This is a genomic window from Streptomyces sp. NPDC003036, from assembly GCF_040611175.1.
Taxonomy (GTDB): domain Bacteria; phylum Actinomycetota; class Actinomycetes; order Streptomycetales; family Streptomycetaceae; genus Streptomyces.
This window is the reverse complement of the sequence record NZ_JBEXNO010000017.1, coordinates 106,888-122,459: the sequence shown is the minus strand read 5'-3', so window position 1 is coordinate 122,459 and position 15,572 is coordinate 106,888. Positions and strand designations below refer to the sequence as shown.

The 15,572-nt window shown below is 75.3% G+C and carries 13 protein-coding genes and 1 pseudogene; 2 read left to right on the top strand and 12 right to left on the bottom strand.

From position 1 onward, the window contains the following. The 9 genes from ABZX67_RS15310 to ABZX67_RS15270 form a co-directional block, all read right to left on the bottom strand. Nucleotides 1–897, bottom strand: coding sequence for a glycosyltransferase (locus ABZX67_RS15310; protein ID WP_355359608.1), 897 nt, complete (start codon nt 895–897; stop codon nt 1–3). Continuing rightward, nucleotides 894–1,760 (bottom strand): glycosyltransferase, encoded by an 867-nt coding sequence (locus ABZX67_RS15305; protein WP_355359604.1) that lies wholly within the window; start codon nt 1,758–1,760, stop codon nt 894–896. The genes ABZX67_RS15310 and ABZX67_RS15305 overlap by 4 nt, the downstream gene beginning before the upstream one ends. Beyond that, complete coding sequence (locus ABZX67_RS15300) at nt 1,757–2,710, bottom strand: glycosyltransferase family 9 protein (RefSeq protein ID WP_355359684.1); 954 nt, start codon at nt 2,708–2,710, stop codon at nt 1,757–1,759. Before ABZX67_RS15300 ends, ABZX67_RS15305 begins: the two co-directional genes overlap by 4 nt. A gap of 23 nt (nt 2,711–2,733) precedes the next feature. Then, a complete protein-coding gene (locus ABZX67_RS15295; protein WP_355359601.1) occupies nt 2,734–3,744 on the bottom strand; it encodes a glycosyltransferase family 9 protein in 1,011 nt (336 codons plus the stop codon). Next, on the bottom strand, nt 3,741–4,289 hold the full coding sequence (locus tag ABZX67_RS15290) for an HAD family hydrolase (RefSeq protein ID WP_355359598.1): 549 nt from the start codon (nt 4,287–4,289) through the stop codon (nt 3,741–3,743). The genes ABZX67_RS15295 and ABZX67_RS15290 overlap by 4 nt, the downstream gene beginning before the upstream one ends. Continuing rightward, complete coding sequence (locus ABZX67_RS15285; RefSeq protein WP_355359595.1) at nt 4,286–5,287, bottom strand: glycosyltransferase; 1,002 nt, start codon at nt 5,285–5,287, stop codon at nt 4,286–4,288. Before ABZX67_RS15285 ends, ABZX67_RS15290 begins: the two co-directional genes overlap by 4 nt. 119 nt (nt 5,288–5,406) lie before the next feature. Further along, entirely contained in the window at nt 5,407–7,689 is a 2,283-nt protein-coding gene (locus ABZX67_RS15280; RefSeq protein ID WP_355359592.1) for an alpha/beta fold hydrolase, read from the bottom strand. After that, on the bottom strand, nt 7,662–9,446 hold the full coding sequence (locus tag ABZX67_RS15275; RefSeq protein WP_355359589.1) for an N-acetylglutaminylglutamine amidotransferase: 1,785 nt from the start codon (nt 9,444–9,446) through the stop codon (nt 7,662–7,664). Before ABZX67_RS15275 ends, ABZX67_RS15280 begins: the two co-directional genes overlap by 28 nt. Nucleotides 9,447–9,514: 68 nt before the next feature. After that, complete coding sequence (locus ABZX67_RS15270; protein ID WP_355359585.1) at nt 9,515–10,792, bottom strand: MFS transporter; 1,278 nt, start codon at nt 10,790–10,792, stop codon at nt 9,515–9,517. 207 nt (nt 10,793–10,999) lie between these two features. Here ABZX67_RS15270 and ABZX67_RS15265 point away from each other — a divergent pair. Both ABZX67_RS15265 and ABZX67_RS15260 read left to right on the top strand, forming a co-directional pair. After that, a pseudogene (locus tag ABZX67_RS15265) lies at nt 11,000–11,975 on the top strand (sigma-70 family RNA polymerase sigma factor); the annotation flags it as partial. A gap of 76 nt (nt 11,976–12,051) precedes the next feature. Further along, the gene (locus tag ABZX67_RS15260; protein ID WP_355359582.1) at nt 12,052–12,657 is read left to right on the top strand and encodes a hypothetical protein; all 606 of its coding nucleotides are present in this window, start codon (nt 12,052–12,054) and stop codon (nt 12,655–12,657) included. A gap of 49 nt (nt 12,658–12,706) precedes the next feature. Here ABZX67_RS15260 and ABZX67_RS15255 read toward each other — a convergent pair whose 3' ends face one another. The 3 genes from ABZX67_RS15255 to ABZX67_RS15245 are packed head-to-tail and all read right to left on the bottom strand — an operon-like array spanning nt 12,707 to nt 15,571. After that, the gene (locus ABZX67_RS15255) at nt 12,707–13,738 is read right to left on the bottom strand and encodes a LacI family DNA-binding transcriptional regulator (protein ID WP_355359579.1); all 1,032 of its coding nucleotides are present in this window, start codon (nt 13,736–13,738) and stop codon (nt 12,707–12,709) included. Nucleotides 13,739–13,766: 28 nt separating this feature from the next. Further along, a complete protein-coding gene (locus tag ABZX67_RS15250; protein WP_355359576.1) occupies nt 13,767–14,630 on the bottom strand; it encodes a carbohydrate ABC transporter permease in 864 nt (287 codons plus the stop codon). Next, nucleotides 14,627–15,571, bottom strand: coding sequence for a sugar ABC transporter permease (locus ABZX67_RS15245; protein WP_355359681.1), 945 nt, complete (start codon nt 15,569–15,571; stop codon nt 14,627–14,629). Before ABZX67_RS15245 ends, ABZX67_RS15250 begins: the two co-directional genes overlap by 4 nt. Nucleotide 15,572: the final 1 nt, after the last annotated feature.

Below are 15,572 nucleotides of genomic sequence, written 5' to 3'. Positions count from 1 at the left end.
TCAGCCGACATAACGCCGCGCCGTCGACTCGCGCTGGGCCTCGGTCAGCGCCCCCAGCCGCGCCTCCACCGCCGCCGGCACCACCCGCCGCTCCCGCAGCACCCACGGCAGCCCCGCCAGCGCGAGGCCGAACGCCCGCAGCGACGCCAGATCGCGCGGCACGGTACGGGCCAGGTCCAGCGTCCTGCGCAGCGCGGGCCGCACCGGGCGCCGCAGCCAGCAGAACCACAGCGTGTTGCGCAGCCCGTGCACGCGCCGCAGCGTCGCGTCACGGGCCCGCGACGGCGCGTGGTGCACCGTCAGCTCCGGTACGTACGCCAGCCACCAGCCGCGCGTGGCGAGGTCCGTGGCGAGCAGCTCCTCCTCGCCGCCGAGCCAGAGCCGCTCGTGGAAGCCGCCCGCTTCCAGGAACGCGTCGCGGCGCAGCACGGTCGCCGCCGCCAGGAACGAGCCCAGCGCCGGCCCGGGCAGCCAGTCCGGCCCCCGCACCGGCGAGTCCCGCAGCTCGGCCACGATCGGGTCCTCCCGGCCGCCCGGCTCCACCAGGATCCGCGCGGTGACCGCCACCAGCCGCTCGTGCCGGTCCAGCAGGTCCGCGGCGCGCCCCAGCGACCCCGGCTCCCACCACGAGTCGTCGTCGCAGAAGGCGATGTACGGCGTACGGGCCCGGCGTACCGCGAGGTTGCGGCCGACGGCGCCGAGGTTGCGGCCGGGGGTGAGCAGTGTGACGTCCGGGTGCAGGCGCGCCACCGCCTCGGCGGTGCCGTCCGTGGAGGCGTTGTCGGTGACGATGACCGGCGGGCGCTCCGGCAGCCGCGCCAGCTCGGCGAGGGTGCGCAGCAGCTCCTCGCGCCGGTTGTGCGTGATGACGACGACGGTGGTGCGGGGATCGCTCACGCCACGGCTCCTTCCAGTTCCAGGCGGCGGGCCGCCGCCTCCACGGCCGACGGGAGCGGCCTGCGGGCCCGCAGCGCCGCCGGAAGCCGGCCCAGCAGCTCGCGCAGCGCCGCCCGCGCCTGCGGGTCGCGCCGGGCGTCGGCGGCCAGCTCGCGGGTGTGCCGCAGCGCCACGGGCAGCGGGCGGCGCAGCCAGGCGGTCAGCACGGCGTTGCGCAGCTGCCGCGCCGGGCGCCCGCGCCGTACGCCGCCGGTCGGCATGTGCACGGCCACCACGTCGGGGCAGTGGCACACGCCCCAGCCGCGCGCCGCCAGATCGTAGGCGAGGCAGGTCTCCTCGCCGCCGAAGAACAGCACCGGGTGGTAGCCGCCCGCCTCCAGGTACGCCGTGCGCCGGGCGACCGCCGCGCACGCCAGGAAGCCCAGCACCTGCGGCCCCGGCAGATCGGGCGCCCGGCCGAGCGGGGAGGTGGCCAGCATGCCGTTGAGCGGGTCCGGTGCGCCGTCCGGCCCCACCCTGATCCGGGCCGCGATCAGCCCGAGCCGGGGGTGCTCGTCGAGCAGGTCGGCGGCGCGGGTCAGGGCGCCCGGCTCCCACCAGGAGTCGTCGTCGCTGAACGCCACGTACGGTGTCCGCGCGTGCCGTACGCCCAGGGTGCGGCCGACCGCGCCCAGGTTGCGGCCGGGGGTCAGCAGCGTGACGTCCGGGTGCAGCCGCCGCACCGCCTCGGCGGTGCCGTCCGTGGAGGCGTGGTCCACCACGATCACCGGCGGCCGCTCGGGCAGCGCCGCCAGCCGCTCCAGGGTGCGCAGCAGCTGCTCCCGGCGGTCCCGGGTGATCACGACGATGCTGATACGGGTCACGGGCGGGACACCTCCGGATGGTCGGAGAGGGCCTTGAGGACGTCGGCCGGACGGATGCGCAGCAGCTGCGGGTCCGGCTCGCGCCCATGGGGATCGCCGGGCGGGCCCGGGTGCCACAGCGCCACGTGCCGCGTACCCTCGGGCGGTCCCCACAATCGGGGCGATACCGGTCCGAAAAGGGTGACGGAGGGTGTCCCGTACGCCACCGCCAGATGCGCGATCCCGGTGTCCCCGCTCACCACTCCGGCGGCCCCGGCGATCAGCGCCGCGAGCCGCCCGTACGGCAGCCCGCCCCGGAACACCTCCAGCTCCGGCACGGGGGCGGCGATCCGGTCCAGCAGCTCGTCCTCTCCCGGGCCGCCCGTCAGGGCCACCCGGTGGCCGCGGCGCAGCAGTTCCCGCACCACCGCGGCGTACCGCTCGGCGGGCCAGCGGCGGGCCGGGGAGTCGGCGCCCGGGTGGACGACGATCGCGCCCGGCGCGGGGGAGGGGTCCGGCGGCGCCGGGAGGCGGAGGTCGCCGGGGTCGGCCGGGATGCCGTACCACTCCAGCAGGCGGCACCAGCGGGCGCGTTCGTGCTCGTCGGCAATCCATTCCGGGCCCGCGACCTCCGGCGTGCCCGGATGGGCGAACGCCAGCAGCCGCCCCGGCCGCAGCCTGCGCAGCAGCAGATGGCTGGAGGGGCCCTTGCCGTGCAGGTCCACGGCCACCTCGGGCGGCGGGCCCGGCCACTCCAGGCGGACCGGCACGGCGCGGCCCGGCGCCGAGGCGGGCAGCAGCGTGTCCACCGCGCCGGTCGCGGCGGCGGCCTCCGCGAGCTGCGCCGGGGCGGCCAGCACCGTCTCGTGCCCGGGGAACGCCCGCCGCAGCGCCCGCAGCGCGGGCACCCCCGTCAACAGGTCGCCCAGCCCGAGCGCCCGCAGCACGAGCACCCGGGGCGCCCACGGCATCCGCGGCGCCCGGCCGCCGCCGCTCACTCGTCCGCCTCCAGCAGCTTCTCCACGGCGGCGACCACGTCCTCGGCCGTGACCTGGTTCAGACACGGATGGCCCGGCACCGGGCACTCGCGGGCCCTGCTGTCCGCGCACGGCGCCCGCTGGTCGCCCAGCAGCACGTGCGGCACCCCGTACGGGCCCCACCGCTCGGCGGGCACCACCGGCGAGAAGAGCGAGACCACCGGCGTACCGACCGCCGCCGCCAGATGCGCCGGACCGGTGTTGCCCGTCACCACCGCGCCCGCGCCCGCCAGTACCGCCGCGAGGTCCGGCGGCCGCGTCCGGCCGCCCAGGTCCAGCCCGTGCCTCCCCGCGACCAGCGCGGTCAGCTCCCGCTCGTCGGGGCCGCCGGTGACGACGACCCGGTGGCCGGCGGCCGCCAGCAGCCGCACCGCCTGGGCGCAGCGGGCCGGGCTCCACCGGCGGGCCGCGACGCTCGCGCCCGGGTGGACCACCACGTACGGCCCCGGCCCGGTCAGCTCGGGCGCGCCGCCCGCCGCGTGGTGGACCCGCAGCCGCCCGTCATCGCCCGGGGGGCGGGGGAAACCGGCCGCCTCGGCCAGGTCCAGGGCCGCCTCGGCCTCATGGGCGTGCGGCGCGCGCCGATGGCGCACGTCCAGCAGGGCGCCGGGGAAGTCCACGCTGTCGGCCGCGATGTGCCGTACGCCCGCCATGCGCAGCAGCAGCGCGGCCGGCAGCGGACTCTGGTGGTACGAGGTGAGGACCAGCGCCGTGTCCGCGCGGGCCGCGGCGATCCGGTTCACCACCCGGTCGACGTCCGCGCGGTCCACGGGCGGCGGCGTGAAGCCCACCCAGGGCGCGTCCCAGACCAGCACCTCGTCCACGCCCGGCAGCATCCGCGCGGCCGGGGCGCCGCGCGGCCCGCACAGCACCGCCACCCGGTCGGCCCGGTGCGCGACCGCGCGCACGGCGGGCCCGGCGAGGAGGACGTCCCCGAAGCTGTCCAGCCGGACGACGAGAGCCCTCATGACGGCCTCCTCAGATGTTGTCCCAGCACATGCCGCACCGCGCTCAGCAGGTCCGGGCAGACGCAGGGCGCGGCCGCCACCTCCTCGGGCAGCGTCCGCGCCGTCGGCACCAGCACGCCCGCCGCGCCGGCCGCGTGTGCCGCGCCCATGTCCGCGCCGATGTCACCGATCACAACGCAGTCGGCGGCCCGGACGCCCAGCCGCCGCGCCGCCTCGACCACCAGACCGGGCGCCGGCTTGCGGCAGCCGCAGCCGTCCTCGGGCGTGTGCGGGCAGTGCACCCAGGCGTCCAGCGGGCCGAGCAGCGCGTCGATCCGGGCGTTGACGTCCCGTACGGCCGCCTCGGTCAGCAGGCCGCGCCCGATACCGGACTGGTTGGACACCACCCCGACGGGCACGCCCCGCTCGCGCAGCAGCCGCAGCGCCTCCCGCGCGCCCGGCATGGGCCGTACGCGCTCCGGGTCGCCGTTGTACGGCACGTCCACCACCAGCGTGTCGTCGCGGTCGAACAGCACGGCCGCCGGGAGCGGCCCCCGGCGGCTCACAGGGTGCCGTCCCAGCACCCGGCCCCCCGGTGGCGCACCGCGCCGCTCAGCCGGTGCCAGGTCGCGACCGCCGGGATCACCGCGCTCGTCAGGATCATCGTCAGGATCTCGTCCGCCGTGCGCGGCCCCGGCGCGATCCGCGCCCGCGCGAACTCCGCCGTGCCCAGCAGCCAGCCCGCCGCCGTCAGCGCGGCCGCGCGCCGCCGCCCGGCCGCCGCCAGCACGAGCGCGCCGAGCCCCGCCGCGGTGACCGCCGCGTGGCGCCGGATCCGCCCGCGCGGCGCGGACGCCCGCTCCCACCAGGTGGGCCCGTGCAGCCGCGCCATCAGCGCGTCGTCGGCGTTGCCCCGCTGCACCCGTACCGACACCCACCGGTCGGCGGGCCGCACCGGGTGCTCGGTGCGCCGCTCGCCGCGCCGGATCCGCCAGCCCGCGTCGATGACCCGCAGCGCCAGGTCCGCGTCCTCGCGGAAGGCGCGCGGGAAGCGCTCGTCGAAACCGCCGACGGCCTTGAGCGCCTCCGTGCGGTACGCCATGTCCGCGGTGGCCCACAGCGCGTCGCGCAGACCCGCCGTGTTGCGCTCCCAGTCGGTGGGGCGGCGGCCTGTGGGCAGCGGCACCTCCAGCACGCCCTGCACGCCGCCGGTGTCGGGGGAGGCCTCCGCCAGGTCGCGGGCGAGCTGCTCGCGCCAGTACGCGCTCACCCGGACGTCGTCGTCGAGGAGGACCGTCCACGGCTCGTCCACCACGCGGATCCCGGTGTTGCGGGCGGCCGCCGGTCCGCGCCCGCCGCTGCGCAGCACCACCGCGCGGTCCGCGAGCGGGCCGAGCGCCCCGAGCGGCAGCTCGTCGCCGCCCGGCTCGGGGCGGTCGTCGACGAGCACGATCCGGCTCGGCTCGGGCCCCTCGCTCACGGCGAGCGCGGTGAGGCAGTCGGCGAGGCAGGGCCGTCCGATGGTGGGGACGACCACGGCGTACGAGGCGAGCGGGGGAATCATGCGTCTGCGCCTCCAGTTCCGGGTGATCGGCTCCGTAGCGACGTACGGAATGCCCACCTTCCCTCACTTTATGCGCATATATGGCGCATCGCAGGCGCTCGGTCACCCCGCGTGCGGGCTCACTCGCCCAGGTACCGCTCCAGCCAGTCGCCCGCCGCCCGCCGGAACAGCCGCCGGCTGTCCGCCCGCCGGAACTCGTGGCCCTCGTCGCGCAGCGTCAGCAGCTCCGCCGTCAGCCCCCGCTCCCGCGCCGCCCGTACGAACTGCTCCGACTCGCCCGGCGGCACGTTCGTGTCGTGCTCCCCGTGCACCGCCAGCACCGGCACGCGCAGCGCGTCGATCCGGCTCATCGGGGACAGCGCCCGCAGCAGCTCGCGGTCCCGCTCGGGATGGCCGTACTTGTACGCCGCCGACTCCGCGAGCCACGGCTCGGTCCCGGCGAAGAAGGTGGTGAGATCGGACATGCCGCACACCGCGATCCCCGTGCGGAACAGCTCCGGATGCCACACCAGCGAGGCGAACGTGAGGTAGCCCCCGTACGAGTGGCCCATCACGGCGAGCCGACGCGGATCGGCCCGCCCGCTGAGCACCGCGTGCGCCGCGCAGTCGGCGACGTCCTCGATCGCGGCGAACCGCCCCGTACCGAGGTCGGCGTCCACGAAGGACCGCCCGTACCCGGAGGAGCCGCGCACATCCGGCGCGAAGACGTCCAGGCCCCGTCCCAGCAGCTCGTGGTACAGCGGCTCGAACACCGGCCGCTCCTGCTCCTCCGGCCCGCCGTGCAGATGGAGCACGCACGGCGCCGGGTCGGTGTCGGCCCGCCCGGGCGCCCGGTAGTACCAGCCGCCGAGCTCCAGCCCGTCGCGCGAGGTCAGCCGCACCGGCACCGGCCGCACGGGCGGACGCCCCGCCGGTACGGCGTCCTCGTCCCGCGACGACCACGGCGTGCGCGCGGGCGCCCCGCCGTCGGCCGCCCACCACACGCCGGGCCGCCGCTGCGACCCCGACACGGCGAGCACCATCCCCGCCGGGCCGCCGCGCGCGACGCGGGTGACCACCTCGTGCGGCAGCTCCACGCGCCGGGCCGACGGGGGGTGCCTTGCCGATCTTGCCGGGCTCGCGGCGTCTGGCACCGCGCCTCCCTCCCGTAGCCCTGCGGGCACGGGAGGTGCCCCCAGCGTTGTCGTCGGTCGCCAATGCTCCGCAGTGGCTCCCTCCTCCGCCTTGCGATCCGTCCCCTCGGCCCCAGGGGGCCTGGGGAGACCCCATGCACCGGACACCGCTCCCTGATCCGGCCTGATCGGCAAGGCACCCCCCACGCCCGACTCCACGTCCAGCAGCTCCAGTTCGGTCGCGCCTCGCACGTTCCACGCCAGAGCGGCCGTGCGGCCGTCCCCGAGGAACGCCAGCAGCTCCAGGTCGCTCCGCTCGCGCTCGGCGACGACCGAGACGTCCTTCAACTCCCCGCGCTCGTCCAGCCCGACGGCGAGCAGCGCCGCGAACTCCCGCTCGTGGTCGCTGCGCAGCCACACCGTGCGCCCGTCCGCCGAGAAGCGGCCGATCCACGGGTCCGCGTCCGCGACCCGCAGCACACAGCCCGTGCCCAGGTCCTCCGTGCGCAGCACCACCGCCTCGCGCCGCGCGCGCGGGCCCCGGCGCAGCAGCGCGAGCCGCCCGTCCTGGCTCAGGTCGCACACCCGCAGCGTGGCCGCCCCGGTCTCGGTGGCCAGCAGCGTGGCCGCGCCGGGCTCGTCCGGGTCCACCAGGTACGCCGACAGCCGGTCGCGGGTGCCGCGCCGGTGGCCCACGGCGCCGCGCCCGGCGCCGCCCAGCAGCGTGGCGTGCCCGTCGCGCTCCGCCCACCCGGCCGGCAGGCCCGCGAGGCCCGGCTCGGGATCGCGGTACGCCGACGGCGGCTCGGCGACCGTGACCGCGACGGCCGAACCGTCCCGCGCCCAGCAGCCGAGGTAGGCCGAACTGCCCGCGTCGGCGCCCGCGACGACCCGGCGGTCGCTGCCGTCCGGGCGTACGCACAGCACCCGGCTGTGCTCGCCGCCGCCCGGGTTGACGGTGTACGCGATCCAGCGGCCGTCCGGCGACCACGCCACCTCCGTCACGGGCTCCGGGTCCGCGTCCAGCAGGTGCACCTCGGCGGCCCCGGCCCCGCCCAGGGCGGCGGCCGCCGGCCCGGTCCACAGCTGCGGCACGCCGCCGCGGTCGCAGATGAACGCCACCCGCTCGCCGGTCGGGTCCGCCGACGGGTACCAGCACCCGTGGGAGACCACCGGCTGCGGTGTGTCCAGCGGCCCCGCGGCCCCGGCGAGTGCGACCGGCACCGGTCCCGGGGCCGCCGTGTCGATGGCCGGCCGGCGGCTCAGCCGATGCCGTGCGTCTGCAGCCATAGCTCCAGCAGGGCCACCTGCCACAGGGTGTTCGCCCCCCGCTTCGTACGGTGGCCGTCGGGGTCGGCGAGCAACTCCGCCACGTACTCCTCCCGGAAGATCCCGCGCGCCCGCGCCTCGGGGGCCGTGAGCGCCTGGCGGACCCGTTCGTACACCGGCCCCGCCATGTGCATGATCGCCGGCACCGGGAAGTAGCCCTTCGGCCGGTCGATCACCTCATGGGGCAGCAGCGCGCGGCCCGCCTCCTTCAGGACGCCCTTGCCGCCGTGGGCGAGCTTCAGCTCCGGCGGGCAGGCTGCGGCGAGCTCGACCAGCTCGTGGTCGAGGAAGGGCACCCGGGCCTCCAGTCCCCAGTCCATCGTCATGTTGTCGAGCCGCTTGACCGGGTCGTCGACCATCATCACGTGCGTGTCCAGCCGCAGCGCCGCGTCCAGCGCCGTCTCGGCGCCCGGCTCCGCCATGTGCTCGTAGACGAAGCGGCGCGAGACGTCGTGGGCGGGCAGCAGATCGGGGTTCAGCATCCGGGCGAGGTCACCGTGCGGCCGGTCGAAGTACACCTCGGCGTACGTCTCCGGCTCCCGCTCGCGCGGGACCTCGGCCATCGCCGGGTACCAGCGGTAGCCGGCGAACACCTCGTCCGCGCCCTGCCCGCACTGGACGACGCTGACCTCCTTCGAAACCTGCTCCGACAGCAGGTGGAAGGCGACCACGTCATGGCTGAGCTGCGGCTCGCTCATCGCGGCGATCGCGTTGTCCAGCGCCGTCGACACCCGGTCGGACGGCACCATCAGCTGGTGGTGCTCGGTGGCGAAGCGCCGTGCGACCAGGTCCGAGTACGCGAACTCGTCGCCGTCCTCGCCGCCCTCCGACTCGAACCCCACGCTGAACGTCGCCAGGTCCCGCTGGCCCTCCTCGGCCAGCAGCGCCACGATCAGCGACGAGTCCAGGCCGCCCGAGAGCAGCACCCCGACCGGCACGTCGGCGACCATCCGCCGCCGCACCGCCGTGCGCAGCGCGTCCAGCACCGCGTCCCGCCAGTCGGTGGCGTCCATGCCCGCGAACTCGGGGCGGCGGGTGTACGACGGCTGCCAGTAGCAGTGGTCGCGGTAGGTGCCGTCCGGCTCCACCACCCGCACCGTGGCCGCGGGCAGCTTGCGCACCCCGTTGAGCACGGTGTGCGGAGCCGCCACCGTCGCCGACCAGCTCAGGTACTGGTGCAGGGCGACCGGGTCGAGCGAGGTGTCGACGCCGCCGCCCGCGAGGAGGGCGGGCAGCGTGGAGGCGAACCGCAGCCGGCCTGGGCCGTACGACAGGTACAGCGGCTTGATGCCGAGCCGGTCGCGGGCCAGCACCACGCGACCCGTGTCGTTCTCCACGATGACGATGACGAACATCCCGACGAAGTGGTCCACGCAGCGCGTGCCCCACTGGTGGTACGCCTTCAGCACCACCTCGGTGTCCGACGTGGAGAAGAACCGGTGCCCCAGCGCCCGCAGCTCCTCCCGGAGCTCCTGGTAGTTGTAGATGCACCCGTTGAACACGCCGGTCAGCCGTGCCTCGCTGTCGGACATCGGCTGGGCGCCGTGCTCCGACAGGTCGATGATCTTCAGCCTCCGGTGGCCCAGCGCCACGGGGCCCTGCGACCACATCCCGCGGCCGTCGGGCCCCCGCGCGGCCAGCCGGTCGGTCATGCGCTCGACGGCGGCCAGGTCGGGCCGCCCGTCGTCGAACCGGATCTCACCGCTCAGCCCGCACATACGGCACCTCCCGCGCCGCCGGCCGTATCCGGTATCTCGTCCATCCCATCCATCTCGTCTGTCACGGTTTACTCCTCCAGAACGGTTTTCCCCGGGTTCCCCGTTGATCGCGGAGCATTCCCCACCGTCCGCCGCTCGGCCCTCCGCACCGCCGGCCCCATGGCCGCTCCCGCCGCCAGGAACAACCCCCCGAGCACCAGCCACCCGGTCACGCCCCCGCCGATGACCAGCGTCGTCAGCAGCACCGGCCCCACCATCCGCGCCACCGGCACGCCCACGCCGAAGAACCCCTGGTACTGGCCCTGCCGCCCGGCCGGGGCGAGGTCGAACGCGATCTGCCACGCGCCCGCGGACTGCCGCATCTCACCCCACACCAGCAGCACCGCCCCCGCCACCAGCACCACCAGCGCCGCCCACGCCGCCAGGCCCCCGGAGACGGCGAACACCGCGCACGAGGCCAGCATCAGCACACCGCCGGAGCGCACCGCGCGCACCGCGCCCGGCAGCCCCGTCACCCCGGCGGCCGTCCGCACCTGGAAGAGCATCACCGCGCCGGTGTTGAGCACCAGCAGCGCCGACACCGACCAGCCGGGCGCCGCCGTGTGCTCCGCGATCCACAGCGGAAGGGCCAGACTGATCAGTGGCATCCGCAGCAGCATGACGGTGTTCAGGAAGGTGACCAGCGCGAACGGGCGGTCGCGGAGCACCGTCGCCGACCGCCGCTCGCCACCACCGGACCCGCCCCCGGCCTCCACGGCGGGCAACCGCCCCAGCAGCACCGCGCACCCCGCGAAGGCCAGCGCGTCGACGCCGAGGACGCAGAGGTACGCGGCCGACGTGTCCAGGTGCAGCGCGACCGCGCCGATCCCCGCGCCCACCGCGATCCCGGCGTTGCCCGCCGCCTGCAGGCGCGCCAGCACGCCGGTCCGCGCGCCGGGCTCGACGAGCCCCGCCAGCAGCGACTGCCGCGCCGCCGCCAGCCCGCACTGCGCGATGGCGTAGGCCAGGACGACAAGCAGGAACGCCGCGTACGACCGTACGAGCAGCAGCCCCGCGACCGACAGCGAGGTCGCCGCCGCCAGGGCCACGGTCGCCCCGCGCGGCCCCCGCCGGTCCGCGAGGTGCCCGAGCGGCACACCCGCGACCGCGCCGACCGCCCAGGCGAGGGTCAGCCCGAGCCCGATCCGGCCGGGCGTCAGCCCCACGACCCGGGAGAAGTACAGCGCGGAGGTGACGTAGAAGGCGCCGTCGCCGACGGAGTTGACCAGCTGCGCGAGCGCCAGCCCCCGGGGCGCGGAGCGTCGCGGGCGCGACACGGAGCGGGCCGGGGCAGTGGGCAGGGACATGGGGCTCCTCAGCGGGAAGGAGGGGAGGAGTCAGGGGTAGGCCCTCAAATTAGGCCGCCGAGCGGCCCACTCCCTGGTCCATTCCGCGCCCCCGCGACTGGGCCAATGCCGTCCCGTGGCGCGGGCACGGCCGCCCTGCGCGTGACGGCGGCCGCCCCGGGTAGGGATGACGGCGGAGGTCGACATCATGACCGCGCAGATGAGGCTCGTTCCGCGCGTCTACCGCCGCGAGCCCGGCGGACCGGACGACGAACCCGATCTCGTACGCCAGTACCTCTCGCAGATCGCCGCGACGCCGCTCCTCACCGCCGAGGAGGAGGTGGAGCTGGCCAAGCGCATCGAGGCCGGGGTGTACGCCGGCGAGCTGCTGCACGAGGCGGACGCCGCCTCGTCCGGCCGGCGCCCGCTGTCGCCGCGGCGCAGGCGCGACCTGGAGGCCGTGGCCCGGGACGGGCAGCACGCCAAGGACCACATGGTCCGCGCCAACCTGCGGCTCGTCGTCGCGGTGGCCAAACGGCACAGCCGGCGCGGCCTGTCCTTCCTCGACGTGGTCCAGGAGGGCAACCTCGGGCTCATCCGGGCGGTGGAGAAGTTCGACTACACCAAGGGCTACAAGTTCTCCACCTACGCCACCTGGTGGATCCGCCAGGCCATCGAGCGCGGCCTGGCCCAGCACGCCCGCACCGTACGCCTGCCCGTCCACGTCGTGGAGGACCTCTCCAAGCTCCGCCGCACCGAACGCGCCCTCCAAGCGCGCCTCGGCCGCGAACCGACCGTCGCCGAGGCGGCCGCCGAGACCGGCTTCCCGCCCGCCAAGGTCAGCCGGCTGCGCCGCGTCGGCCGTGACGCGATCAGCCTCGACACCCCGGTCGGCGAGGAGGGCGAGACGGTCGTCGGCGACCTCATCGAGGACACCGAGGTCCTCCAGGCGCCGCACGTCGCCGAGTACCGCGCGCTGGCCGAACAGCTGCGCGCGGCGATCGGCACCCTGCCGCCCCGCGAGGCGATGATCCTCACCCTGCGCTACGGCCTCCACGACGGTGAGCCGCGCACCCGCAAGCAGGTCGCCGAGCACATCGGCCTCAGCACCGAGCGGGTGCGCCAGCTCGAACGCCACGCGCTGGCGCAGCTGCGCGCCCCCGAGCGGCATGAGCCCCTGCACGCCTGGACGGAAACCCCCTAGATCATCGTCCCGTCCGGAGGGGGAGTACGGCCACGGGTGGCCCTGATCGACAAGACACCCTCTAGCATCGGCCCCCATGGGGACGTACATCGACGGATTGATCGAGGCCCGCACGGCGGGCGGGGCGTGGGAGATGAAGGTCGATCTGCTCGACTTCGACCTCTGGAAGGCGCGGGAGGCGCGCGAGTGCCTCTTCGGCTACGGCGGGTCCCTCGGAGTGGACCGGCCGCTGTTCGACCAGCGGGGGTGGCCGGAGGACTCCTGCGACGAGGTGCCGAAGCCGGAGGAGTACGACGAACTGAACCACAGCCACTCGTACGCGACGTGGGCCGAGATCGCGGCGGTCGACTGGGACGCGCCGCTGTGCGACCAGGCCGACGGGAACCGCGTGGGCGTGTGGCTGCCGGGGCCGGACGGCGAGCTCGTCCTGGACCACGTGGTCTGGGCGCCGGTCGAGGTGCTCGACGCGGCGGAGGAGCTCTTCGGAGAGGACCTTCACCTGTACGAATGGCCGCCGGGCGGCGAGGTCCGTCTGAACGGCGCGGTGTACCGCCCGGTGGTCTACACGGCCCGGATCATCGTGCCGCCGGACGGCCGTTGGGCCCCGGTCTGGGCGTCGATGCGCGCGCTGGCGGCCGAGTACGGCGGCGAGAACGTCCGCCTGGTGGTCTGGTTCGGCTGAGCGCGCGCGGCAGCCGGGGCAGGAACCGAACCCCCGCCGAGCGCGCCCCTCAGGCCGAGTCCCGCCGCACCAGCTCCGTCGGGAGGATCACGGCCGCCGGATCCTCGCCGCCGATCCGGGCGAGCAGCATCCGGACCATCTCGCCGCTGATCCGCTCCCAGGGCTGCCGGACCGTGGTGAGGGCCGGACGGGCCGACAGGGCCGCAGGGGAGTCGTCGAACCCGCCGACGGCCACGTCCTCCGGCACCCGCCGCCCGGCGCGGCGCAGCGCGTCCAGGACGCCCTGCGCCATCAGGTCCGACGCCACGAACACCGCGTCCACGTCCGGCGCCCGCTCCAGCAGCAGCTCGGCCGCCGTCTCGCCGCTCGCCCGGCTGTAGTCGCCGGCCACGACGAGCGACTCGTCGGCGGGCAGCCCGCACTCGGCCAGCACGTCGCGGTAGCCGGCCAGCCGCTCGACCCCGCCCGGCGTGTCCGGCGGCCCCGTGACCGTGGCGATGCGTCGGCGCCCGGACTCGTACAGGTAGCGCACCATCGACCGGGCCCCGTCCCGGTCGTCTGCCGCGACGTAGCTGATCCGCGCGCTCTGCCCGAGCGGCTTGCCGCAGGCGACCACGGGGACGCCCGCCGCGTCGAGCTCGCTGCCCACCGGGTCGCCGGAGTGGCTGGAGACGAGCAGCACCCCGTCGACGTGCCCGGCGCGGATGTAGCGCAGGTTGCGGCGCCGTTCGGCCTCGGTGCCCGCGATCATCAGCAGCAGCGGGATGTCCTGCGCGGCGAGCGCCTGGGTGCAGGCGCGCAGCAGGACGTTGAAGTTCGGGTCCTCGAAGAACCGCTCCTGCGGCTCGGTCAGCAGGAAGGCCACCGAATCGGAGCGGCCGGTGATCAGCGAGCGGGCGTGCCGGTTGACGACGTAACCCGTCCTGCGGATCGCGGCGTTGACGGCCGCCTGTGCCGAAGGGCTCACGTAGTGGCCGCCGTTGAGCACGCGCGAGACGGTCCCGCGCGAGACACCCGCCTCGCGCGCCACGTCGTGGATCGTCACCGAACGCCGCTTGCCGTCCGTACTACCGCGGTTCATGTATCGCGTCTCCTCTTCCCCTGCCGCTTCAGGACTTTACGGCGCCGGAGAGCAGGTCGAGGCTCCAGAACCGCTGGATGACGAGGAAGAGGGCGATGAGCGGCACGATCGCCAGCAGCGCGCCGGTGATCACCAGCGTGTAGAGGGCGGGGGTGCTCGAGCCCTGCGCGAGCAGCGTGAACAGTCCGACCGTCATGGGGAACTTGGTGTCGTCGCCGAGCATGATGTACGGCAGCAGGAAGTTGTTCCAGATCGCCACGAACTGGAAGAGGAAGATCGTCACCAGGCCCGGCGACATCATCGGGACCGCGATCCGCAGGAGGATCCGCCCCTCCCCGGCGCCGTCCATCCGGCCCGCCTCGATCAGCTCCGCCGGGACGGCCGCCTGGGCGTAGATGCGGCCGAGGTAGACGCCGTACGGGGAGAGGATCAGCGGCAGCAGCACCGAGAGGTACGTGTCCGTCATGCCGGCCCGCGCCATCAGCAGGTACTGCGGGATGGCGAGGATCACCGGCGGTACGAGCACGCCCGCGAGGATGGTGTGGAAGACCGCCTCCCGGCCGCGGAAGCGGTAGACGGCGAGCGCGTAGCCGGCGCACGCCGAGACCACGGTGGACAAGGCAGCGCCCAGGCCGGCGTAGAGGAGGGAGTTGGCCATCCACCGCCAGTACACGCCCTCGCGGTAGGCGCTCAGGTCCGCGAGGTTGCCGGTGAAGCCGGTGCCGGGCAGCAGGCTGAAGGTGGAGAACAGCTCCGTGCCCGACTTGGTGGCGGCCACCACCACCCAGACGACCGGCAGCAGGCAGTACAGCGCGCCCAGCAGGAGGGCGGCGGTGGGCAGCAGGGCGGTCCGGCGCCGTGGGCGCGGCGCTCCCAGGACGGTGCCGCTCATCGGGTACCTCCTTGTGCGGTACGGGAGTTCGAGAGCCGCAGCAGCGCGAAGGAGAGGACGAAGGTGGCGACGGAGAGGACGACGGCCGTGGCCGAGGCCGCGTACACGTTCCCGTTCACGAACGCGTCGCTGTACACCTTCATCAGCGGGCTCCAGGTGGTGGAGATGCCGTTGGTCAGCGGCTTGAGGGTGGTCGGCTCGCTGAAGACCTGGAGGGTGGCGATGACCGAGAAGAAGAAGGTCAGCACCAGCGACGGCGCCACCATCGGAATCTTGATCCGCAGGGCGATCTGGAGCGGCGAGGCGCCGTCCAGCTTCGCCGCCTCGTACACCTCGGCCGGGATGGACCGCAGCGAGGTGTAGATCACGATCATGTTGAAGCCGGTGCCGCCCCAGACCGCGATGTTGGCGAGCGCGAGGAAGAGCGGCCCGCCGTCGAGGAGGTCCGGCCGGGGCAGTCCCAGCCGGTCCAGGGCGTAGTGGAAGGGGCTGACGTCGGGCAGGTAGAGGAAGCCCCACAGCAGCGCCGCGATGACGCCGGGGATCGCGTACGGCAGGAAGATCGCCAGCCGGGAGAAGGAGCGGGCACGCACCCGCTCGGCGTCCAGGAGCAGGGCGAACAGCAGCGCCAGACCGAGCATGACGGGCACGACGATCGCTCCGTACCCGAGGACGCGCAGCGCGCCGTGGCCGAGCTCGCCGTCGGTGAGGGCGGCGGCGTAGTTCTCCAGGCCCGCCCACACCTCCCTGCGGGCTCCCTTGCCCAGGCCCAGGCCGCTGATCTCGACCTTGTGGAGGCTGAGCCAGAGGGCGTAGCCGATGGGGAGGGCGAAGAAGAGGAGGAAGAGGACGGCGGCCGGGGCGAGGAAGCCGTACGGGGCGGCCTTGACCCCGTACGCTCCCGCGCGCCCGGCCGCTCGCGCGGCCCGGGGGTGCTTCACG

Bases quoted from the DNA above. Each gene is read 5' to 3' on its own strand.
- ABZX67_RS15300 (WP_355359684.1), bottom strand. From the start codon at position 2,710: ATGCCGTGGGCGCCCCGGGTGCTCGTGCTGCGGGCGCTCGGGCTGGGC.
- ABZX67_RS15295 (WP_355359601.1), bottom strand. From the start codon at position 3,744: ATGAGGGCTCTCGTCGTCCGGCTGGACAGCTTCGGGGACGTCCTCCTC.
- ABZX67_RS15285 (WP_355359595.1), bottom strand. From the start codon at position 5,287: ATGATTCCCCCGCTCGCCTCGTACGCCGTGGTCGTCCCCACCATCGGA.
- ABZX67_RS15280 (WP_355359592.1), bottom strand. From the start codon at position 7,689: ATGGCTGCAGACGCACGGCATCGGCTGAGCCGCCGGCCGGCCATCGAC.
- ABZX67_RS15275 (WP_355359589.1), bottom strand. From the start codon at position 9,446: ATGTGCGGGCTGAGCGGTGAGATCCGGTTCGACGACGGGCGGCCCGAC.
- ABZX67_RS15270 (WP_355359585.1), bottom strand. From the start codon at position 10,792: ATGTCCCTGCCCACTGCCCCGGCCCGCTCCGTGTCGCGCCCGCGACGC.
- ABZX67_RS15260 (WP_355359582.1), top strand. From the start codon at position 12,052: ATGGGGACGTACATCGACGGATTGATCGAGGCCCGCACGGCGGGCGGG.
- ABZX67_RS15255 (WP_355359579.1), bottom strand. From the start codon at position 13,738: ATGAACCGCGGTAGTACGGACGGCAAGCGGCGTTCGGTGACGATCCAC.
- ABZX67_RS15250 (WP_355359576.1), bottom strand. From the start codon at position 14,630: ATGAGCGGCACCGTCCTGGGAGCGCCGCGCCCACGGCGCCGGACCGCC.